Genomic DNA, 20,632 nt, shown 5'->3' on the forward strand with positions numbered 1-20,632 from the left:
TACAGTTTAACTGTATGCTGCTTTTATTAACCTTAGTATATTAGTTGTCTTGCCCTATTTTATTATTTGTGAACATTGTGTGAAATTCTTCCGGACGTTCATCAACAGCTCCGAAATGGTGCAAAATCGCATTGACAATCCTCTCGGAGGCTTTGCCGTCTCCATACGGGTTGGCGGCCCGGCTCATCGACTGATAGAGGTTCTGATCGGTCAAAAGAGCATGTGTCCGTTGATACACCTTCTCCTCGTCCGTTCCCACAAGCTCCAGTGTTCCGGCCTCGATCCCTTCCGGGCGCTCGGTTGTATCACGCAGCACAAGCACAGGAACTCCAAAGGAGGGAGCTTCCTCCTGCAGGCCGCCGGAATCAGTCAATATCAGGTGGGTATGCGGATAAAAGTTATGCAGGTCAACGACATCCAGCGGATCAATCAGCTTGATTCTAGGGTGTCCGCCGAGGATCTCATGCGCCGGTTCCTTTACTGCGGGACTCGGGTGTACGGGATACACAATGGCTACATCTTCAAATTCATCAGCGATTCTTTTGACTGCACGGAAAATATGACGGTGCGGTTCGCCTTGGGATTCTCTGCGGTGCGCCGTCATCAAAATAAGTCTTTTTCCTGAAGCAAAATCAAGGACCGGATGCCGGTAGTCCGGCTGTACGGTATATTGAAACACATCGGTTACGGTATTGCCTGTGATATAAATACTTGATTCTTTTTTGTTCTCGTGTCTCAGGTTGCCCGCTGACCAATGGGTCGGAGCAAAATGCAGATCAGCAAGCACACCTGTCAGCTGACGGTTCATTTCTTCGGGATAAGGCGAAAGCTTGTTCCATGTCCGAAGACCTGCTTCCACATGCCCAACCTGAATCTGCTGCAGGAAAGACGCATAGCTGGCCAGGAAAGTGGTCAGGGTATCGCCGTGCACAAGCACCAGGTCCGGCTTCACTTCGCGGAGCACCGGCTCCAGGCCTTCGAGCACCCGGATCGTGATCTCGTTAAGCGTCTGGCGGTCCTTCATTACATCCAGATCATAATCGGGGGTAATCTTGAACACCTCAAGCACCTGATCCAGCAGCTCCCGGTGCTGCGCCGTTACACAGACAATCGATTCAATCTGCTCAGGATGTCTGTTCAGCTCCAGAACCAGCGGCGCCATCTTGATTGCCTCGGGGCGCACTCCGAAAATCGTCATTACTTTAATTTTGGACATAAGCCCTTCCCTCTCTTCTGAAAACTGCTGTCTGTTGTATTCGTTCTATGATCTGCGGCTCTTACTTGGTTCCGTACAATCTGTCCCCGGCATCTCCGAGGCCCGGAACGATATACCCGTGCTCATTCAAATGATCGTCAAGCGCTGCAACATAGATATCTACATCCGGATGTGCAGCTTGTACAGCAGCAACGCCTTCCGGAGCAGCAATCAGGTTCATCATCTTGATCTGAGTGCAGCCGCGGTTCTTAAGCGAGGTAATCGCTGCAATGGCAGAGCCGCCTGTAGCCAGCATAGGATCGATTACGATCAGCTCGCGTTCCTGCACATCCGTAGGAAGCTTAATGTAGTACTCCACCGGCTGCAGGGTGTCCGGATCACGGAACAGGCCTACATGGCCTACCTTGGCTGCAGGAAGCAGCTTGAGCACGCCTTCGAGCATCCCCAGACCGGCGCGCAGAATCGGAATCAGTCCCAGCATTCTTCCCGAAATCACCTTGCTCTGCGTTTCTGCCACTGGCGTCTGCACCGTAATGGTCTCCAGCGGAATGTCACGCGTAATCTCATAAGCCATAAGTGTTGCTACTTCATCGACATGCTCCCTGAAGTCTTTTGTGTTGGTCCGCACATCGCGAATGAATGTCAATTTGTGCTGAATCAATGGATGATCGCAAATCACCAATTTTCCCATGTTGTCCCTCCGGTAATTGTAAGTCTTATTTATAGCCAAAGTAAGCGTTCTGCTTCTCGGGTGGCTAAATCCTATCTATTATATCATCACCCGGACTGCTTTTCACCTACAGATAGACAAATCTGCCAGCCCTACTGCTTCCTTAAGATTCACGTCTCATGGAAGCTTAAGGGAATACAGCCACCTCTCTGGATATAAAACAAAACTTAGTTTGTACGATTAAGCGCTTTTAATACTATTCACAGTTCTTTCACTAGTTTTTATGAAAGTTCCATGAACTTTCATTACGTTTTCAACATAATTCATGGCGTTTTCTCAGCAGCTATTTGTGAACATTATGTAACAGCAAACAAAAAGCCCTTGCGTAAATCCGGCGGAACCGGACACGCAAAGGCGATGTTAGAGGGATGGGGATTAGTACTGCAATCCAGGGTAAATCGGATATTGTTCAGTCAGCTTCGCTACCTCGCTTGCCGCCTGGGTCAAATTAGCTTCATCCTGCGGGTTTTTCAGGACCTGTGCAATAATCTGACCGATCGTTACCATAGCCTGCTCATCCATTCCGCGCGACGTAACAGCCGGTGTCCCGATGCGGATACCGCTAGTGACGAACGGGCTGGTCGGGTCAAACGGAATCGCGTTCTTGTTGACTGTAATTCCGATGGAGTCGAGCACCTTCTCAGCATCCTTGCCGGTAATGTTCAGGTTGCGGGTATCGAGCAGGATCAGATGGTTATCGGTTCCGCCGGATACAATATTAATGCCTTCGCCGACCAGAGTCTCCGCCAGTACCTTGGCATTCTTAACTACGTTCTCGGCGTAAGTCTTGAATGAAGGCTGCAGCGCCTCACCGAACGACACGGCCTTGGACGCAATCACATGCATCAGCGGTCCGCCCTGGGAACCAGGGAAGACCGCTTTATCGATAGCGGCAGCCCATGGCTGTCTGCACAGAATCATCCCGCCGCGCGGACCGCGCAGGGTTTTGTGCGTAGTTGTAGTGACGAAGTGGGCATGAGGAACCGGATTCGGGTGAAGACCGGCAGCTACCAGACCGGCAATATGGGCCATATCGACCATGAACAGGGCACCTACATCATTCGCGATCGAACCGAGTGCAGCAAAATCAATCGTACGCGGATACGCGCTCGCACCGGCAACGATCATTTTGGGACGGTGCTTGAAGGCGGCCTTGCGCACTTCATCATAATCGATCAGGAAGGAATCCTCCTGTACGCCATAAGCCACAAAGTTATACAAAATTCCCGATGCATTCACCGGGCTGCCGTGGGTCAAATGGCCGCCATGCGCCAGATTCATGCCGAGAACGGTATCGCCGGGCTTGAGCGCAGCCAGGTATACAGCCATATTAGCCTGTGCGCCGGAATGCGGCTGCACGTTGGCATGCTCAGCACCGAACAGCTCCTTGGCACGGTCGCGGGCCAGGTTCTCTACGATATCTACATCTTCACAGCCGCCATAGTAACGCTTGCCGGGATAACCTTCGGCATATTTGTTCGTAAGCACGGAGCCCATAGCCTCCATGACAGCTTCACTTACAATATTCTCTGAAGCAATAAGTTCAATGTTAGCACGCTGACGGCTCAGTTCGAGACCCATCGCTTCCAGTACTGCCGGGTCACTCTTACGCAATTGTTCCATGTTTCTAATTTCCTCCCTGTAACTCTGATTTATGTGGTATTACAAGCGGAAACGGCATTGCCGTCCTTTTAAGGATGGTACCGTTTCAGCGAGAAAGATAAGGATAATTATAGCGCGAAGCATATAATTCTTATCTTTAGAAAAACCGTTAGCTAAACCCTCTTACTTCAGTCACAATTCGCAGAACCGCTAGTCTCGGGCGTGCGGTACACGGCACGCTCCCCGCCGATCAGCGGCGGCCTGCTCCACGCGGCATTTACCCGGGCAGCCCCGATATATCGCAGGCTTGGCCGGTAAGGGACGGCAATCCGGCGCAGATGCATACCAATCAGGGTCTCCCCGATATCAATACCGGCATGTGCTTCAATGGTCTCTGCCAGCACCGGATCTGTCATGGACTGGTAGGCCGCAGCAGCCATGGAGCCTCCGGCTCCCGGAATGGGCACGGCTGACACCTCTCTAAGGCCAAGCGATTCCAGCAGAGTGCGTTCCGTCACCAACGAACGGTTCAAATGCTCACAGCACTGGTAGACCGGGCGAAAACCAAATTCATCCGCAATCTGCGTAATCCCCTCCAGCAGCTGCCGCGCAACCTCCAGCGCACCGCCTGTCCCAATCCGCTTCCCCGCCACTTCGCTTGTGCTGGCTCCGACGACCAGTATCTTCCCCGGACCAAGCTTGCCCGCTACTGCAAGTTCACGCGTTACCGCAGCAGTGGCAGCGGCCAAAGAAAGCTCCCCGCCGCCCGTTAGCTGCTGCTCTGCAGCCGGCATACCGGATAAGCGGTCATCCCCTGACTTCTTCTTCAGGACTTCCTCCATCTTAGCGCCCCCTTCAACCGTTTCTGATTTCCATGGAGATGCAACTTTTAAACAAAAAAGAGCAGTCCGCAGGTTGAACTGCGGATGTGCTCTTTTGCCCAGGCGACCGGCCGTTTATTCCAGGTGCTCCATCGTGGTTTCATCCACACTTGTCGCCAGTTACACCGGAACCGGATCATATTTATTACATCTTAAGGGATAGTCAGCAAAAAATCAACCACTTCAAAGCCGTCTCAGTGATTCGAGCTTATCGAGCAGACCGTACAGCGCCGTGCGGATCTCGGCAGCCGTCAGCTCGTAATCTTCACGCGAGCCGCCGAACGGATCACTGATATCGAAGCTGGGAATACGCTGGCGGATCTCAATCATCCGCTGCATAGCCGCTGCATCCGGCTCGGTGCCCAGGGCCAGATTCAGCTCCGCCTCCGCATACAAGCTGTCCAGCTCCCGGATATCGGCATTCACGGATTCCTGCGTCTGGACATACTCTTTAAGGGTATGGGTCTTGGTAACCGCGTTAGGAAAATACTGCAGCAAGTGCCGCTTATGTGCTCCTGTCAGGGTAAGGATCAGATCGGCCCAGGCCACTGCCTCCCCGTCCAGCTGTGAGGATACGATGCGGTCCTGAATCCCTTCATCCTGCAGAATGCCGCCAGCATGTCTGGATATGGAAGTACCCGGGACAGCAGAAACTCCGGCAGACCGCACCTCCACATGAATGCCCCGCTCCTTCGCAAGCTTCCGCAGAAGCCCTTCGGCCATGGGACTACGGCAGGTATTACCTGTGCAGACAAATAAAATATGCAGCAACCTTTCCACCTCCGGTAAACATTATAATTTCGGCTCAGTACAGCTTAAAAATTATGGGTATTGCCGTTATTGTATCAAAAGATGAACATCAAGCCAAACGCTAGGAGAATCGCTCCGCCCAGCGCTTCCCCGTATTCTCCGAGTCCGCGGCTTACCCTCCGGCCCAGCAGCAGCCCCGTAATCGACATGACACCGCCGCAGGCCCCGAAGGCCAGCACGGTTAGAATAATACTATTCACAAACATCCCGAGTGAAACCCCCACCGAGAAAGAATCCACACTTACACTGAGTGAGATCAGCAGCATCCCCCAGATCGTCCGGTGATCCATCTGCCGGCTGCTGCCGTTATCCTGACGGAAGGAATTAAACACCATATGTCCGCCCAGCATAACCAGCAGGGCTCCGGCGGCATACGTGGTAACCTGTCCCAGCAAATGGCCGACATAGCTGCCTGTGAACAAGCCCAGCAGCGGCATCAGCACATGAAAAAAAGCTATCAGCAGGCTAAGCTGCAGCACATGCAGCAGACGGATGCCCCTCATCCCGATGCCCACGCCCAGCGAGAACGCATCCATCCCCAGCGCAACTGCCATAATAGCTATTGTTACTAACTGGCCCCAGCCCTCATGTATTCCGCCCAAGCCCATGAATAACCCTCCACCCTGAGTCCGTAAGTTCTTGTACAACAACGATATGCGGACAAGATGGTATTCATGACTGTGAGGTGGATGGGAGGTGGGAACGGACACGGTTCATGCTAACAGCAGCCTGCTAACCGGCGTCGATCACCGATTCTCCGGCGTCGATCACCGATTCTCCGGCGGCTTTCATCAGCCGGTTCATGATGGCTGCGCCGAGGCCCGTGACCGGGCAGGCCTCGGCCAGAATGTACGTGGCCCCCGCTTCATCAAACCGCCGCAAGGCGGCATACAGGAAGCGGGCCGCCTCCTCCGGCGAGGACAGCGAGCCGAGAGACACTACGCAGGCGGCCGGGTCGGCGGGATACAGGGCCCTATGCTCCTCGAAGAGAAGCAGGCCCGTGGTCTCGCCCGCCCGCTGCGCCGCCTGCAGCAGCCCTGCGGCGGTCTCCGCCACGCGCTGCGCGGAGGAGCCGCGTACTATGCCAAGCGCGCCGCGCGGGGCATAGTGCGTGTACTTCATGCCCGGCGCGCGCGGCGCCGGGCTGCTGCCTGCGGCCGGCTTCGCTGCGGCCGCTTCAGTGCCGGTCACCGCCGCGAGCTGCTCGGCGGTGATGCCCCCGGGACGGAGCACGGCTACCGTCCCGTCCGGCTGCACCTGCACCACGGTCGACTCCAGGCCGACCCCGGCCGCACCGCCGTCCAGAACCCCGCCGATATATCCGGCGAGGTCTTCCAGCACGTGGGCGGCCAGCGTCGGACTCGGCCGCCCGGAGCGGTTGGCACTGGGCGCAGCAACCGGACAATCTGCCGCGCGCAGCAGCGCCAGCGCGACCGGATGATCCGGCATGCGCACGCCAACCGTATCCAGGCCCGCCGTCACCAGCGGCGAGAGGACGCCGGGACGGACCGGCAGCACCAGCGTCAGCGGGCCGGGCCAGAAGGCGCCGATCAGCGCCGAGGCCACCGGATGCACCTCCGTCACCAGGCGATCGAGATCCTCCCGCCGGGCAATATGCACGATCAGCGGGTTATCCGAGGGACGGCCTTTGGCTGTGAAGACCGCTTCTACCGCTGCGGTATTCCGCGCATCTGCGCCCAGTCCGTACACCGTCTCCGTCGGAAAGGCCACCGTCTCCCCGCTCCGCAGCAGCGCTGCCGCTTCCGAGATCATGCCCAGGTCACTCCCGCTCACCGGCAACCCGGCGGAACTCCCCGATCCTCCATCCGTTCCCTCATTGCCGGAAGCAAGGCTCCAGTACAGAGTAGACTCTATATGACCGCTGCGGCGCTGGGCCGCGAACGGTGAATGCTTATCTTCTGTCATCTATCATCACTAGCTTTCTGATTGAATTATTACGCCAAAAACGGCCCCACCAGGTGGAGCCGCTTCTGCTCAAGTGCTGCAATCATCGTACCATATCCGACGCAAAAACTGTAGAATCCAATATACACTTACGCCATGCCTCACAGGACATTCAGGCGAACAGCCCGCAGATCCAGCTCCAGATATTCTTCAAGAGCTCCCATACGAAGAACTTCACCTTCGGTGCCTCAGCAGCACCACCCGTGTTTGCTTCCTTGTTAGCAGAATCCGAGAGACTGGATACTGCCCCTTGCGCTGTTCCATCCGCAGCCTTCACCTTCGCCCCGTCTCCCGAAGCCTTGGCCGAGACCTTAGCCGCATCCTTAGCCCCTGTTTTGGCAGCAGCCGGTTCCGCAGCCGCAGCATCCCCTGTACCTGCATCGATGAAGCAGAGCGGCGGAAACAGCACACACCACCAGTTCTGCCCTTTGCCTGCTCCAAGCGTGACCCGTACAGCCTCGTATTCTCCGGCAGGGTAGACCCGACCGCCATACATTTTGGTCGGAAAAGGAACCGTGCCCAGCTCCACCTGATAGCCGTATTCAATCCCGCGCTGTGCCAGCTCTCTGCCCACCAGCTCATTCAGCTCCGGCAGATGATTACGGATCAGGGCGCGGGCCTGCTCCAGACTCTGCGGATCTTCCAGCCCGGCCACCCACTGATTGATCTGTTCCACTATCCGGTCACGAATCTGGCGCTTGACCAGCTGATCCCCGGTGCCGTCCGAATTCGCCAGAATACGCAAACGGATCGACTCCTGCGGGATGGATACCTCCGCTACGGCGGCATCGCTTTTTTGCCCTTCCCAGGCCATCATCAGAATCATAAAAAAACAAATTAAAATGGCAGTATACTTAAAGGTAATCCGCAAGGAATCCCCTTGTTCCAGCTTATAATCATCCATCTTCTGCAGCCCCTCTCCCTCTGAAACTCTTATGTTCCCAGTATGTCCAGGAATGAGAGACTGCAAACCTAGTAATCTATGATTTTAGCGGCAGCGGGAGATCTTCCTCCACATCCTGCCCGTAGAGCCTCACACTCATCGCAATCCCCATACAGGCCATATTAATCAGCAGCGAGGTCCCGCCGTAGCTAATGAACGGCAGGGTAATACCGGTCAGCGGCATCAGTCCGGTCATCGCTCCGATATTCTCCAGAATCTGATACAGCAGCATTGCCACGATCCCGACAATCAGCAGCGGCCCGCCGCGGTCCCTGCATTCCAAGGCAATCACAATTAATCTGTGGATCAGGATAAAAAAGAGCATCAGCAGCGCCGCTGCGCCCAGGAAGCCGAATTCTTCCCCAATCTGCACAAAAATCGATTCCGAATACAGATACGGCACACGGTTGCTTTGTACCGAGCTGCCCTGCAAATAACCTTCTCCATCCAGCCCGCCGGAACCAATTGCCGTCTGGGCATTTTTGGTCTGATAGCTCGCAGTGCTGCTGGCCAGCTCAGGTACCAGCCAAGGATCAAACCGTTTGATGAAATGTTCCTTGCCCAGACCCTTTTCGATGAAATGAACCATCTGCTCATGATAGTGAATATAGCTCAGAACGAAGCCCAGAATCATTCCGCCCGCAATAATCATCCCAATCAGAGCATGGGAGAATTTAAGATTCCCGATCCACAAAAGCCCAAGCAGAATCACGATATAACTGAGCGCATTGCCCAGATCATTCTGGAGAATAACCAGCGCGAACGGCATTAACGCGATTAGGCTAAGCGGCACGACATCCCGCCAGAAGCGCAGCGGATTTCTTTTTTTGCGGACAAGCATGGTGGTCAGAAAAATAATCAGAATCAGCTTGAACAGCTCCGCCGGCTGAATACTTAAATCTCCAATACCGATCCAGCCCTGGGCACCGTTCTTCACCTTGCCGATGAAGCTGACCGACAGCAGAATACCGATTCCGGCAATGTAAATATAGAGTCCATACCGCACCAGCAAGCGGTAATCGAACAGGGAGATCAGGATAAAAGCGATAAAACCCAGCGCATAATACTGCAGCATGGTGATATGCATACCATCCAGGCCGTCTCTCCCGTGAGTCACGCTGTAAATGGAGAAGATACAGATCCCCATCAGCACAATCAGAATAAGCACAATGCTGCCGTCTATTCTTTTGATTCTCTGCAACATAAGGATATACCCCTCAACCTCTCCGGATTAGGAATCCGCCCGCTACACCCAGCCCAGGCTGCAATCCACTAATTTCCATTGTAATTCAATTGGGAGCTTTTATTCAAATTTTCTATTTCTGCATAGCTGACCCACTTCACCCGTCCTCTAAGCACGCCAGCCGCAAAAAAAATACCGGAACCCTTCGTAAACGAAGAATTCCAGTGTGGATGAAGCTATTCTTAAGCGGTCAGCTTCTCTTGGCGGGAGCCGGGGAAGAATACAGTGCAGGACTTGGCAGATCCTCTTCCACATCTTGTCCATGCAAACGCACGCTCATGACAAGTCCTATGCTCGCCATATTGATCAGCAGTGAGGTTCCCCCGAAGCTGATGAACGGCAGCGTAATCCCGGTCAGCGGCATCAGACCCAGGAAAGCCCCGATATTCTCGAAAATCTGGTACAGCAGCATCGCCACCACCCCGACGATCAGGAACGGCCCGCCCCTATCCTTGCACTCCAGTGCAATTAGTATCATCCGGTGAATGAGGATAAAGTACAGCAGCAGCACCAGTGCCGAGCCGACAAAGCCGTATTCCTCCGCAATCTGCACAAAAATGGAGTCCGAATAGGTGTATGGTACACGGTCGGTCTGCACCGAGCTGCCCGTCATGTAGCCTTCACCGCTCATTCCGCCGGAGGCGATGGCCATTTTGGCGTTCTTCGTATGGTAGATCGCCTTGGCCGTCGCCTTATCCGGCACCAGCCACGGGTCGAAGCGCTCGATCCAGTGCGAACGCTTGATATCTACCAGGAAATCCTTAATTTCATCATGATAATGAATATAGCTCATAATTCCGGCAGCCGCAGAGCCGCCTATAACCAGCAGTCCGATCAGCGCATGGGTAAACTTAATATTGCCGATCCACAGGAGACCGATCAGAATAACGATGTACGAGAGCGCATTGCCGAGGTCATTCTGGCTGATTACGATGACAAACGGCATGAGACTGAATAATCCCAGCGGAACCACATCACGCCAGAACAGCAGCTTATTTTTATTTTTGCGTACAAGCACAGCTGCCAGGAACAGAATCAGAATCAGCTTGAACAGCTCAGCCGGCTGAAGACTGAAGCTGTTGCCGAACTTGATCCATCCCTGTGCACCGTTCTGCTCTGTGCCGACGAAGCTGACCAGAATCAGAATGCCAATCCCCGTGATGTACACATATAACGCATATTTTACAAGCAGGCGATAATCCACGAATGTCAGCCCGATAAAGGCAATAAAGCCCACGATATAGAATTTGATCATCTTAATATGTGAGCCGTCCAGCCTGTCGCGCCCGTGGGTCACACTGTATATGGAGAAAATGCTGACCACCATCAGCAGCACAAGAATCACCAGGATGACGCCATCAATCTTCTTAATCTTCTGAAGCATATTCTGTCTCCTTACTCAGTACTGGTTCTTCCCGTTCTTGTCCCCCGGCAGCAGCCCAGGCAGAAGTTCCGTCATGTCTATTGTAAAGGAAGCGGCCGCCTAAATACAATTTACCAAGGATTGGCGTTCTTCTGCTTCGCCTGGAGGAGGAGATTGTGCTGTGTGTATGCTCCAATGTCCTCTAGCGTGCAATCCCGAGCACATGCCGGGGAATCCCGGCGAGATCATCGATGGTGATGATCTCGTCCCAATGTCCGGCTGCCCGCAGCAGTCCGGCTACCTGCTCGGCCTGCCCTTGGCCGAGCTCAAAGCCGACCAGGCGCGGCGGAGCCGGGAGCAGCGGCAGCTGCTCCATCATGCGGCGGTACGGGTCCAGCCCGTCCCCGCCGCCGTCCAGTGCCGTGCGCGGCTCATGATCGCGCACCTCGCGCTGCAGCCCGGCGATGTCGCCGCCGGGGATGTACGGCGGGTTGGAGACGAGGATATCCGTCTCCAGCCCCGCGAACGGCTCGAGCAGATCGCCGAGCCGCAGGTCCACCGCCGTGCCGTGCCGCTGCGCATTGCGCCGGGCTACGGCCAGCGCGCCGGGCGAGATGTCGCCGGCGCAGACCCGCCACGCCGGCGCTTCCGCCGCCAGCGTGACGGAGATAGCTCCGCTGCCGGCGCCGATATCGACGGCGGTCAGCGGCCGTGCGGCGCCAGCGAAGCCCGCGCCGCTCTCCCGGCGGGCGGCGCTGCGGCCCGCCGCGCTGTGGGCGGCGGCTTCATCCGCAGCCGCCATACCTTCCGGTGCGGCCTCGCCCCGCACCGCCCCAGCCTCACCGCCCGCAGCTGTCCACTGCTCGTCTCCTTCAGCTTCCGGTGCGGCCTCGCCCCTCACCGCCACCAGCCCGTCCGGCCACAGCTCCGCGCCGTACTTCAGAATCGCCTCGACGAGCAGCTCCGTCTCCGGGCGCGGGATCAGCACATCGGGCGTGACCTCGAAGGCCCGGCCGTAAAACTCCTGCTCCCGGGTGATGTATTGCACCGGTTCTCCCGCCGCCCGGCGGGTCACCAGCGCTTCCCAATCGGCCTTGCGCGCCAGCGGGAACGGATCAGCCAGCGCCATATAATAAGCCGCCCCGGACAAGCCCAGCACATGCTCCAGCAGAAGCTGGCTGCTGCGCTGCGGCTCATTGCATCCGTTCCCGGCCAAAAAAGAAGAAGCCTCCGCAAAGGCTTCCCGGATGCTTTGCAATTCCGACATGACGTAAGAGTCGTGTTTCAAAGCATTATTCTCCTTTTTCCATCAATTCTGCTTGTTCCGCAATCGACAGTGCCGAGATGATCTCGGTAATATCCCCGTTCATCACCTGATCCAAACGGTGGAGGGTTAAGCCGATCCGGTGATCTGTCACACGGCTTTGCGGGAAGTTGTAAGTACGGATACGCTCACTGCGGTCACCGGTCCCCACCTTGCTTTTGCGTTCTCCGGAATACTTCGCTTCCTCTTCCTGACGCTTCAAATCCGAGATCCGGGTACGCAGCACCTTCAGCGCCTTATCCTTGTTGGAGTTCTGGGACTTGCCGTCCTGGCAGGTAGCCACGATCCCCGTAGGTACATGGGTTACACGTACTGCTGATTTAGTCGTGTTAACGGACTGTCCGCCCGCGCCGCTCGAACAGAAGGTATCGACACGGATATCCTTGTCATGAATCTCAATTTCAAAATCTTCCGCTTCCGGCATTACGGCCACGGTAGAGGTAGACGTATGGATACGTCCGCCGGATTCTGTGGTAGGTATGCGCTGCACACGGTGTGCGCCGCTTTCAAATTTCATTTTGCTGTAAGCACCGCGCCCGTTGATCAGGAAAATCACTTCCTTGAAGCCGCCGAGATCGTTCGTGTTCACATCCATCAGCTCCACGCGCCAGCCCTGGGTATCGGCATAACGGGTATACATCCGGTACAGGTCAGAGGCGAACAAGGCTGCTTCGTCCCCGCCGGCTGCGCCGCGGATTTCCACGATTACGTTCTTGTCATCATTAGGGTCTTTAGGCAGCAGGAGCAGACGGATTTTCTCCTCCAGATGGGCCTGCCGCTCGGACAGCTCATCGATCTCCATCTTGACCATTTCTTTCATTTCATCATCAAGCTTCTCGGCCTGCATCATCTTCGCGGCTTCAAGCTCTTCCATTACGTTCTTATATTCGCTATACGCCTCGAAGGCGGGCTGCAAGTCGGATTGTTCTTTGGAATAGTCCCTCAGTTTCTTACTGTCGCTTGCAACATCCGGGTCACATAGCAGTTCACTGAGTTTCTCATAGCGGTCCGCCAGGGATTGCAATCGGTCCAACAAGGGAATTCACCTCTCCTGATTCAAATTCTTCATTCAATATTACTTTAAATTGTTAGCACAACGGAAATAGATATACGACTTTATATTATACCACCACAAGCCTCAATTGGCTACAGTACATGCGGCGGGGACGGGGAGAAATCTTTTGATACGAAACTGCATGATCTTATGATGTTGAACCTCCAGCCAGCTTATGCGCCGGCACCGGGTCCGAATGACACAAAGAAACCATCCAGCAAGCAAATACCTCTACTCCTGAATGGCCTCTCTATAACAAGCGAAAAGTATCTATACGTTGAACCGGAAATGCATAACGTCGCCGTCCTGCACCAGATATTCCTTGCCTTCCAGACGCAGCTGCCCGCGTTCCTTGGCGCCGTTCATTGAACCTGCCGCTACCAGATCGGTGTAGGCTACAACCTCCGCCCGGATAAATCCGCGCTCGAAGTCCGTATGAATCACGCCCGCCGCTCCAGGAGCCTTCGTTCCCTTACGGATGGTCCAGGCACGAACCTCTTGAACGCCCGCAGTAAAATAAGTGTACAGGCCCAGCAGCTTATAAGCCGCTTTGATCAGGCGGTTAAGCCCGGATTCCTGCAGACCCAGCTCTTCAAGGAACATCTCCTTGTCTTCGCCTTCCAGCTCTGCAATCTCCGCTTCCACCTTGGCACTGATCGGCACGACTTCAGCATTCTCGGCGGCTGCGAATTCGCGGACCTGCTTCACATAAGGATTCTCCTCGGCAGACGCCACTTCATCCTCGCCCACATTCGCCGCATACAGCACCGGCTTCAGGGTGAGCAGGTGAAGATCACGCACGATCTGGCGCTCATCCTCAGACAACTCCAGGCTGCGTGCAGGCTGGTCCTGATACAGGGCTTCCTTCACGCGCTCCAGTACTTCTACTTCCTGGGCGTATTTCTTGTCGCCGCCCTTGATATTTTTGCGGGAACGCTCAATCCGCTTCTCCACGCTCTCCAGGTCAGCCAGAATCAGCTCCAGGTTAATCGTCTGGATGTCGCTGATCGGATTCACCTTGCCGTCCACATGGGTTACATTCTCATCGACGAAGCAGCGCACCACATGAACAATGGCATCCACCTCGCGGATATGAGCCAAGAACTTGTTGCCCAGGCCTTCGCCCTTGCTCGCGCCGCGCACCAGTCCGGCAATATCGACGAATTCAAAAGCGGTCGGAACCGTCTTGTTCGGCTGAACCAGCTCCACCAGTTTATCCAGACGTTCGTCCGGTACTTCTACAACCCCGACGTTCGGGTCGATGGTGCAGAACGGATAGTTGGCGGATTCTGCGCCCGCTTGTGTGATTGCATTGAATAATGTCGATTTGCCCACGTTGGGAAGTCCAACGATACCTGCTTTCAAAGCCATTTATATGACAACTCCTATTTTCGGTTGGTTTGATCACCGCATGAATTACCGAACTGATCTCAAACCATTATATATTAGAACAAATTCTCCAGCAACAGCAGATGTCAAGGGGACTGCAAAATAACCCCACAAAGTGAGGCTTTAGCTTAGAGGCGATACATACACAGGTACTTCGGGGGACCCAGAAACATCTGTTTTCAAAAAGACCCCACGCGCAGAGCCTTCATCCTGGTGCTCTATAGCATTTTGGACATTGTAATATCTGTGACTATGAAGCCCATTTTCTTGTACAGCTTAAAAGCACGGTCATTCTGCCCGAAAACATGCAGTCCGATCTTCGTCACCTTCATCTTCCGGGCTTCTTCATCCAGCAGGGTCAGGGCCCGTGTACCGTAGCCTTTGCCCTGGAAGGGCTCGAATATATAAATATCATAAATAAAGGCCTCCCGTACACCGCGGCTCTCATTCACGTTGAACCAGATATACCCGGCTTGGGTCTGTGTCTCAGCCTCAACTATAGAATAGAGGTAAGCCCCCTCTGTGTGTAACCCTTTGGGCAGAAACCGCGTCATCGCTTCCTGGGATAATTTCATCGCGGTCTCCGCGTCCCAGGCTCCGGTCTTGATTTTGTCTTCCGCGTAATCACGGGTGGATTGCTTCATAAAAAATTGAAATGTCGATTCGTCCATTTGAACCAGTGTAATCATTGAGTTTAGCCCTTCCTTCGCCATGTTAAAATCGTCTCGCCTATCGCCGGACAAGCCGCGGCGTTCCCCGCAGCGCTGCAAGGTCCGGCGCGCCGATGCCGAACATCACTGTCCGCAGCTCCAGCTCTACCTGGGCCAGCGCCTGATCCAGCGCCTCCTCGGAGCTGACGGCCGGACCCAGCAGCCCGCGTCCGAAGCCCGCCAGGTCAGCGCCAAGGGCCAGCGCCTTGGCGGCATCGACTCCGTGCTTCAGCCCGCCGCTGCCGATCAGCGCGCCGCGCGGGGAGACCGCGCGGACCTCGGCGATGCACTCCGCCGTGGGAATGCCCCAGTCGGCGAAGGCCTCCGCTGCCGCACGCCGCACCGGATCGATGCTGCGGAACTTCTCTACTTGGCTCCACGAAGTGCCGCCAGCTCCGGCAACATCAATGAAGGCAGCGCCAGCCTGATATAGCCGGGCGGCCGTATCGCCATCAATCCCCCAGCCGACCTCCTTGATCCCCACCGGGATCTCAAGACTCCGGCATAATGCCTCTATCCGCTTCAGTAAGGAACCGAAGCCGGTGTCACCCTCGGGCTGGAATACTTCCTGCAGCCCGTTCAGATGGAGAACCAGCCAGTCCGCTCCGGCAATGTCAACCGCCCGGCGGCATTCCTCTACCCCGAAGCCGTAGGCGAGCTGCACGGCTCCGACATTCGCAATGACCGGAATCGTGGGTGCGTTGGCCCGCACATGGAAGGTTTCCGCAAGCTCAGCGCGTTCTACAGCCGCGCGCACCGAGCCGACTCCAAGCGCCCAGCCCCGGCGCTCCGCCGCTTCGGCCAGCCGCTCATTAATCTTGCCTGTAGCCGCGCTTCCCCCGGTCATGGAGCTGATCAGCAGCGGGGTACGCAGCGTACGGCCCAAGAATTCAGCATTCAGTGAGATTGTATCATAATCCAGCTCCGGCAGCGCATTATGACGGAACCGGTAGTGCTCGAACCCGGTTGTAATTCCGCTGCCAGCCACATCTTCATTCAGGCAGAGCCGCACATGCTCAAGCTTCCGTTCTCCGGTTCTGGAGTCGGGCAGCAGAGATTTATGTCCGGCAATACCTGAGCCTGCTGCCTGCTGCCCTGGCTGGGACCCTGCGCCTGAGTGCTCCACTGCGCTCTGCGGCACACCGTTTCGCGGCATATCATTCATGCTGTCTTCCTCCGTTTCTGCTTTACTTATCTCAAAATATATCCGGCCCCACAAGTACATTTCATTATAGCACAACCCCGCTCGGCAACTGAACGCGCTGGCGGGGTCCTCTCTCTTCATACATGGCTTGCAATATATTCGCCCACCAGTCTGCCGGACAACGACACTACGGGTGTTCCCCCGCCGGGATGCGTGGTTCCGCCCACATACCACAGCCCCTTAACATCGCTGGAACGGTTGCCCGGGCGTGAGAAGGTCTGTTTTACCGTATTGGAGGATATCCCGTAAATGGCTCCCTGATGCGCCAGTGTATAGCGGGCGATATCCTGCGGGGTATACCGCTCCAGCACAGCTGCGGACGACAGCCCGCTCACTCCGTGGCTATCCAGTAGGGACAATACCCGCTCCCCGTACGCAGCGCTCTCCTCGCTCCAGTCACAGGCCGGGCTCAGATAAGGCGCATTAGCCAGAATGAACAGGTTGCTCCCGCCTGCAGGCGCCATCTCAGGCTCGGAATAACCGGAGTGGCATATATACACTGTCGGCTGCTGCGGCGGACGCTTATGCTCGAAGATATCCTTGAATTCCTGTTCATAGTTCTCCGGGAAAAACACCGTATGATGCAGCAGCGCATCATACGTGCGCGGCACGCCTGCCAGCGTTACCAGCCCGGACAGGGAGGGTTCGTACGCTTCAATCCTGCGGTCCGTCATTCCCGGACGAACCGCTTCAGGCAGCAGCATCTTGTTGATGCTCAGAACATCGCCACCGGCAATCACGGTCTTGGCCGGGTAGAAGCCCTGCGCCGTATCCACACCTTCTACCGCACCGGAGACTACGGAAATTCCCGTCACCTCCGTGCCTGTAAGGAGCAGCACACCCAGATTCTGGGCGAGCGCAGTCAGGCCGCTGATTAATTCATAGGTACCGCCCTTCACCCCATATACGCCCTCCTGAATCTCCAGATGACCCAGCATGGCGAAGATGGAGGGGGAACGATACGGCGACGATCCGACATAGGTGGCATAGCGGCCCAGCATAGCCAAGGTATTCGGGTGGCTGAAGTAGCGGAGCAGCAGGTCATGCAGGCTGAGAAAAGGCCTTACGCGTACCAGATCCCGCACAAGTGAAGGGGAGAGCTTATCCCTCCAGGACAGCAGCAGCCTGTTCAGGAACTGCTTCTCACTGAGCTGATACAACCGCGCGGCTTCCGCCAGAAAGTCCGGAAACCGCGCAGCATCTGCCGGGCTATAGGAGGCCATCTGCTCCTGCATTCTTCCGGTGTCCCTTGAGAAATCGACAACCTTGCCGTCTGCGAACACATTGCGGGTGCGCGGCTCCAGCTCATAGAGCTGGACATAATCCTCCATGCGGGCTCCCGCAAGCTCATAGAGCGAGCGGAAGACATGGGGCATCGTAATCGTACTTGGGCCACGGTCGAAGGTGTAGCCCCCCGCCTGCACACGCTGCAGCTTGCCGCCCGGCTGCTGCTGGCGTTCCAGCACAGTGACATCCCATCCTTCAGCGGCAAGGGTGACCGCACAGGACAGCCCCCCAAATCCGGCGCCTATGATTACTGCCTTCGGTTTCATCCATAACGCCTTCCTTTCCATTCATAGCCTGTGTGCGTACGGCTTCCGCGCCAGGACGCCACAGCAATCAGCGACAGGCAGAGCATGCTCACAGGGAATAAGAGACAGAACCAGAACGGCTGCCGTCCGGCAGCATCACTGGTCCGTTTTACGGCCAAACCGGCAAGCAGCGCAGCAGCGGGCCAGAGAAGCGCGCCCGGCTGCCCGCTTAGGCCATAGTACAGAACTGCGGCGGCCGGTGCCACGTACAGCAACAAATATGCAATAAGTACAGCCAGCAGCAGCACCGGGCGGCGGCCGATACCGGCATAGATATTCTTCCGGTAGCCGTTCCATACTTGCCGGGCATTGTGATACATCCGCATGAACACCTGTTCCGTAATATCCATGAGCGTCACCGTCCCGCCCGACCGCTTCACGGCGCGGGCCAGCGCCATATCATCCACCAGTTCGCTGCGGATGGCCTCGTGCCCGCCGCATTCGTAGTAACTATCCCGATGAATCAGGATGAAGCCCCCATGCGCCGCAACAAACCGCGGATCCCGGGAGCTGCGGACCAGCGGAATTGGCAGGTGACAGATGATGGTGAAGACCATCAGGGGAACGACCAGCCGCTCCAGCCAGCTTCCGGTTATCTGCCGGGGGAAGCCGGTAATCATGCCGCCTCCCGCTGCTGCGGCAGCAGAAACTGCCGCCTGAAGCGCCCCTTGCTGAAGACGGACATCCGCGTCCAGGAACAGCAGCCAGTCTCCGCTTGACGCCTCCGCAAGCTGAGCGCAGGCATGGGACTTGCCCAGCCAGCCCTCCGGCAGCTCTCTTCCCTTCAGAACGCGTACTCTGCCGCCGCCCGCTGCTGCGGCAATAGCCCCCGTTCCGTCCGTCGATGAATCATCCAGTACAATAATTTCCGCCCCGATTCCGCCGGTGCTTGAGGCCAGCACAGAGGAGAGACAGTCCCCAATATTATCCGCTTCATTCCGGGCAGGGATCAGTACCGACAAGTGCAAGGCCCGGGAGGACGCCGGTGCTGGCAGCGCCTTCTCTGCTCTTGTTCCGGGCGCTGTCCCCAGCTTGGGGAGCTGCGCTGCATTCCATATTGCGAACAATAGCTGGAGCAGCACAATACCGGTTACAACCTGAAAGAATACGTTCATCCTCTCCCCCCGCCCGGCCGCAACAGGTCAAGCCATTCATTGGTTGATCTCCCCCGGCGGAGCAGCGGTCTGAATTCATCCGGCATATAGCCTTGATGGTTAAGCACCCTGCTGCGGTGTGACTCCAGTTGTCCGCCAAGAACAGTCTCCAGCGTCCGGGCTACCCTTGAGCGGTCCATCTCCGCCCAAGGGAGCAGCAGCGGCGCCCCGGCCAGCAGTGTGGCTTCCGGCTTGGTATGCCGGAACAGGCCATGGTATAGCGTCACCGGCACCACGGCAGTCTGCGGACTGAGCCGCAGCGCCAGGGAAGCCCCCTCTTTTAGACTCAACGGCCGGTGCTCCAACGGCCGAATTTCTCCTTCAGGGTACATCCAGACACTCTCCCCCGCCTCCAGCAGCCCGGCTGTATACCGCAGGGAAGCCCGCGCATCTCCTGGACTTCCTGGGTTAATCGAATACGCGCCAAGCTTTCTGAAGAAGGCATACTTACGGAGCTGCTCCTCTTCCATCATGAAATAATGACGCTTCCCCGGCAGCTTCCCGGCGGCGTGATAGGCCAGCAGGCCGTCCCACCACGAGCTGTGATTCATGAGATAGAGAATCCCCCGGCCGGCAGCGGCAGCGGGCTGAAGCTCTCCGCTGATCCCGATGAAGTGGAAATGTCTGCGCAGCAGATACATGGAATTATAACGGTAGAATAACCAGTCAAACCTTCCCGATGGAACGGCTTCCAGCATAGCGCAGACTCCCTTCGGCCAGAGCGGCGCCTGCCCCGGCGATCACCGCACAGGCTGGCAGTCCCTCTGTCAGGCTGATCAGGCCGAACAGGATTAGGATTGCCTGATACAGGCGGGTGCCCCGGCGGGCAGCCAGGCGGGTGAACGGCACAGCCGGGAGCAGCATGGACAAGGCAGCGCCTGCAATCAGCCAGCCGCCGAAGTTGCTCCAGGGCACCTGATAGAAGCCCCCGCCGCCCTCCCAGTGCCAGAAGTTTCTGGCATGGGCCACAGGGTCAAGCACCAGATCCATCAGCACTGTCCAGAAGCCCACCTGCACGGCCCGCAGCAGCAGGAGCCGGAGGCCGCGCTGTCCGAAATCATGACTGATCAGCACGGCATTGCACACAACAGCAATCCAAGCGAAGCCCAGGGTAACCGGCACACCAAATAATAAAGGCCCTAGAATAGTCGAATAATTATAATCTCCAAACAACCGGCCGGAATGCACGCCTACCCATTCGACCGCCATTCCGCCTAACCAGATAAGAGCCGCAGCATACCAGAATCGCTTGGTCATCCGGCCTCCAGAAGAATTGACTGACCAGTCAGACATGAAGGGTTTGACTTGCCCCTTAGATACTAAGTCCATGGCATATGCGCCGTAGAATACCAGAAACAATCCGTTAGAGAACTTCAGGCTATCCGGAATGCCGAACACGATCAACAGCAGCGCACCGATGGTATACCAGATCCAAAAAAGCGTTCGGACCAT

Annotated in this window: 19 protein-coding genes and 1 riboswitch; all 19 genes read right to left on the reverse strand. The window is 56.3% G+C overall.

Annotation, left to right across the window (positions count from 1 at the left end):
• Positions 1-40 precede the first annotated feature (40 nt).
• Positions 41-1,216: a UDP-N-acetylglucosamine 2-epimerase (non-hydrolyzing) gene (wecB, locus tag NST43_RS28695; protein WP_339220768.1), complete on the reverse strand. Its 1,176-nt coding sequence runs from the start codon at positions 1,214-1,216 to the stop codon at positions 41-43.
• Positions 1,217-1,277: 61 nt separating this feature from the next.
• A complete protein-coding gene (gene upp, locus NST43_RS28700) occupies positions 1,278-1,907 on the reverse strand; it encodes a uracil phosphoribosyltransferase (RefSeq protein ID WP_209988995.1) in 630 nt (209 codons plus the stop codon).
• Positions 1,908-2,321: 414 nt separating this feature from the next.
• On the reverse strand, positions 2,322-3,569 hold the full coding sequence (gene glyA / locus NST43_RS28705) for a serine hydroxymethyltransferase (RefSeq protein WP_209988999.1): 1,248 nt from the start codon (positions 3,567-3,569) through the stop codon (positions 2,322-2,324).
• 167 nt (positions 3,570-3,736) lie between these two features.
• Positions 3,737-4,342, reverse strand: coding sequence for a TIGR01440 family protein (locus NST43_RS28710; protein WP_339225553.1), 606 nt, complete (start codon positions 4,340-4,342; stop codon positions 3,737-3,739).
• A 137-nt stretch (positions 4,343-4,479) separates the two neighbouring features.
• Positions 4,480-4,563, reverse strand: a riboswitch (ZMP/ZTP riboswitch).
• 49 nt (positions 4,564-4,612) lie between these two features.
• Positions 4,613-5,200 carry a low molecular weight protein arginine phosphatase gene (locus NST43_RS28715; RefSeq protein ID WP_209989006.1) on the reverse strand — a complete coding sequence of 196 codons (588 nt, stop codon included), beginning with the start codon at positions 5,198-5,200 and terminating at the stop codon, positions 4,613-4,615.
• A gap of 74 nt (positions 5,201-5,274) precedes the next feature.
• Entirely contained in the window at positions 5,275-5,847 is a 573-nt protein-coding gene (locus NST43_RS28720; protein ID WP_339220769.1) for a manganese efflux pump MntP family protein, read from the reverse strand.
• A gap of 124 nt (positions 5,848-5,971) precedes the next feature.
• Positions 5,972-7,012, reverse strand: coding sequence for an L-threonylcarbamoyladenylate synthase (locus NST43_RS28725; RefSeq protein WP_339220771.1), 1,041 nt, complete (start codon positions 7,010-7,012; stop codon positions 5,972-5,974).
• 304 nt (positions 7,013-7,316) lie between these two features.
• A complete protein-coding gene (spoIIR, locus tag NST43_RS28730) occupies positions 7,317-8,108 on the reverse strand; it encodes a stage II sporulation protein R (RefSeq protein WP_339220773.1) in 792 nt (263 codons plus the stop codon).
• A gap of 76 nt (positions 8,109-8,184) precedes the next feature.
• Positions 8,185-9,351, reverse strand: a complete 1,167-nt coding sequence (locus tag NST43_RS28735) for an FtsW/RodA/SpoVE family cell cycle protein (protein ID WP_339220775.1) — start codon at positions 9,349-9,351, stop codon at positions 8,185-8,187.
• A 229-nt stretch (positions 9,352-9,580) separates the two neighbouring features.
• Positions 9,581-10,774, reverse strand: a complete 1,194-nt coding sequence (locus NST43_RS28740) for an FtsW/RodA/SpoVE family cell cycle protein (protein WP_209989021.1) — start codon at positions 10,772-10,774, stop codon at positions 9,581-9,583.
• A 181-nt stretch (positions 10,775-10,955) separates the two neighbouring features.
• Positions 10,956-12,020, reverse strand: a complete 1,065-nt coding sequence (locus NST43_RS28745) for a HemK/PrmC family methyltransferase (protein ID WP_339220776.1) — start codon at positions 12,018-12,020, stop codon at positions 10,956-10,958.
• Positions 12,021-12,045: 25 nt separating this feature from the next.
• The gene (prfA, locus tag NST43_RS28750) at positions 12,046-13,113 is read right to left on the reverse strand and encodes a peptide chain release factor 1 (RefSeq protein ID WP_209989026.1); all 1,068 of its coding nucleotides are present in this window, start codon (positions 13,111-13,113) and stop codon (positions 12,046-12,048) included.
• A 288-nt stretch (positions 13,114-13,401) separates the two neighbouring features.
• A complete protein-coding gene (gene ychF, locus NST43_RS28755; protein WP_209989044.1) occupies positions 13,402-14,502 on the reverse strand; it encodes a redox-regulated ATPase YchF in 1,101 nt (366 codons plus the stop codon).
• A 236-nt stretch (positions 14,503-14,738) separates the two neighbouring features.
• Positions 14,739-15,209, reverse strand: a complete 471-nt coding sequence (locus NST43_RS28760) for a GNAT family N-acetyltransferase (protein ID WP_339220777.1) — start codon at positions 15,207-15,209, stop codon at positions 14,739-14,741.
• Positions 15,210-15,249: 40 nt separating this feature from the next.
• Entirely contained in the window at positions 15,250-16,395 is a 1,146-nt protein-coding gene (gene fni / locus NST43_RS28765; RefSeq protein ID WP_339220778.1) for a type 2 isopentenyl-diphosphate Delta-isomerase, read from the reverse strand.
• Between the two features lie 116 nt (positions 16,396-16,511).
• A complete protein-coding gene (crtI, locus tag NST43_RS28770; RefSeq protein WP_339220779.1) occupies positions 16,512-17,987 on the reverse strand; it encodes a phytoene desaturase family protein in 1,476 nt (491 codons plus the stop codon).
• Entirely contained in the window at positions 17,984-19,141 is a 1,158-nt protein-coding gene (locus NST43_RS28775; protein WP_339220780.1) for a glycosyltransferase family A protein, read from the reverse strand. Before NST43_RS28775 ends, crtI begins: the two co-directional genes overlap by 4 nt.
• Positions 19,138-19,878: a lysophospholipid acyltransferase family protein gene (locus NST43_RS28780; RefSeq protein WP_209989056.1), complete on the reverse strand. Its 741-nt coding sequence runs from the start codon at positions 19,876-19,878 to the stop codon at positions 19,138-19,140. The genes NST43_RS28775 and NST43_RS28780 overlap by 4 nt, the downstream gene beginning before the upstream one ends.
• A complete protein-coding gene (locus tag NST43_RS28785) occupies positions 19,847-20,632 on the reverse strand; it encodes a carotenoid biosynthesis protein (protein ID WP_209989059.1) in 786 nt (261 codons plus the stop codon). The genes NST43_RS28780 and NST43_RS28785 overlap by 32 nt, the downstream gene beginning before the upstream one ends.

This window comes from Paenibacillus sp. FSL H8-0332, from assembly GCF_037963835.1.
GTDB classification, from domain to species: Bacteria; Bacillota; Bacilli; order Paenibacillales; family Paenibacillaceae; genus Paenibacillus_AQ; species Paenibacillus_AQ rhizoplanae.

What these genes read in the sequence shown, in the direction of transcription:
- wecB (WP_339220768.1), bottom strand. Translation starts at nt 1,216, where the DNA reads ATGTCCAAAATTAAAGTAATGACGATTTTCGGAGTGCGCCCCGAGGCA.
- upp (WP_209988995.1), bottom strand. Translation starts at nt 1,907, where the DNA reads ATGGGAAAATTGGTGATTTGCGATCATCCATTGATTCAGCACAAATTG.
- glyA (WP_209988999.1), bottom strand. Translation starts at nt 3,569, where the DNA reads ATGGAACAATTGCGTAAGAGTGACCCGGCAGTACTGGAAGCGATGGGT.
- NST43_RS28710 (WP_339225553.1), bottom strand. Translation starts at nt 4,342, where the DNA reads ATGCCGGCTGCAGAGCAGCAGCTAACGGGCGGCGGGGAGCTTTCTTTG.
- NST43_RS28720 (WP_339220769.1), bottom strand. Translation starts at nt 5,847, where the DNA reads ATGGGCTTGGGCGGAATACATGAGGGCTGGGGCCAGTTAGTAACAATA.
- NST43_RS28725 (WP_339220771.1), bottom strand. Translation starts at nt 7,012, where the DNA reads ATGATCTCGGAAGCGGCAGCGCTGCTGCGGAGCGGGGAGACGGTGGCC.
- spoIIR (WP_339220773.1), bottom strand. Translation starts at nt 8,108, where the DNA reads ATGGATGATTATAAGCTGGAACAAGGGGATTCCTTGCGGATTACCTTT.
- NST43_RS28735 (WP_339220775.1), bottom strand. Translation starts at nt 9,351, where the DNA reads ATGTTGCAGAGAATCAAAAGAATAGACGGCAGCATTGTGCTTATTCTG.
- NST43_RS28740 (WP_209989021.1), bottom strand. Translation starts at nt 10,774, where the DNA reads ATGCTTCAGAAGATTAAGAAGATTGATGGCGTCATCCTGGTGATTCTT.
- NST43_RS28745 (WP_339220776.1), bottom strand. Translation starts at nt 12,020, where the DNA reads ATGTCGGAATTGCAAAGCATCCGGGAAGCCTTTGCGGAGGCTTCTTCT.
- ychF (WP_209989044.1), bottom strand. Translation starts at nt 14,502, where the DNA reads ATGGCTTTGAAAGCAGGTATCGTTGGACTTCCCAACGTGGGCAAATCG.
- NST43_RS28760 (WP_339220777.1), bottom strand. Translation starts at nt 15,209, where the DNA reads ATGATTACACTGGTTCAAATGGACGAATCGACATTTCAATTTTTTATG.
- fni (WP_339220778.1), bottom strand. Translation starts at nt 16,395, where the DNA reads ATGAATGATATGCCGCGAAACGGTGTGCCGCAGAGCGCAGTGGAGCAC.
- crtI (WP_339220779.1), bottom strand. Translation starts at nt 17,987, where the DNA reads ATGAAACCGAAGGCAGTAATCATAGGCGCCGGATTTGGGGGGCTGTCC.
- NST43_RS28775 (WP_339220780.1), bottom strand. Translation starts at nt 19,141, where the DNA reads ATGAACGTATTCTTTCAGGTTGTAACCGGTATTGTGCTGCTCCAGCTA.
- NST43_RS28780 (WP_209989056.1), bottom strand. Translation starts at nt 19,878, where the DNA reads ATGCTGGAAGCCGTTCCATCGGGAAGGTTTGACTGGTTATTCTACCGT.
- NST43_RS28785 (WP_209989059.1), bottom strand. Translation starts at nt 20,632, where the DNA reads ATGGTCCGAACGCTTTTTTGGATCTGGTATACCATCGGTGCGCTGCTG.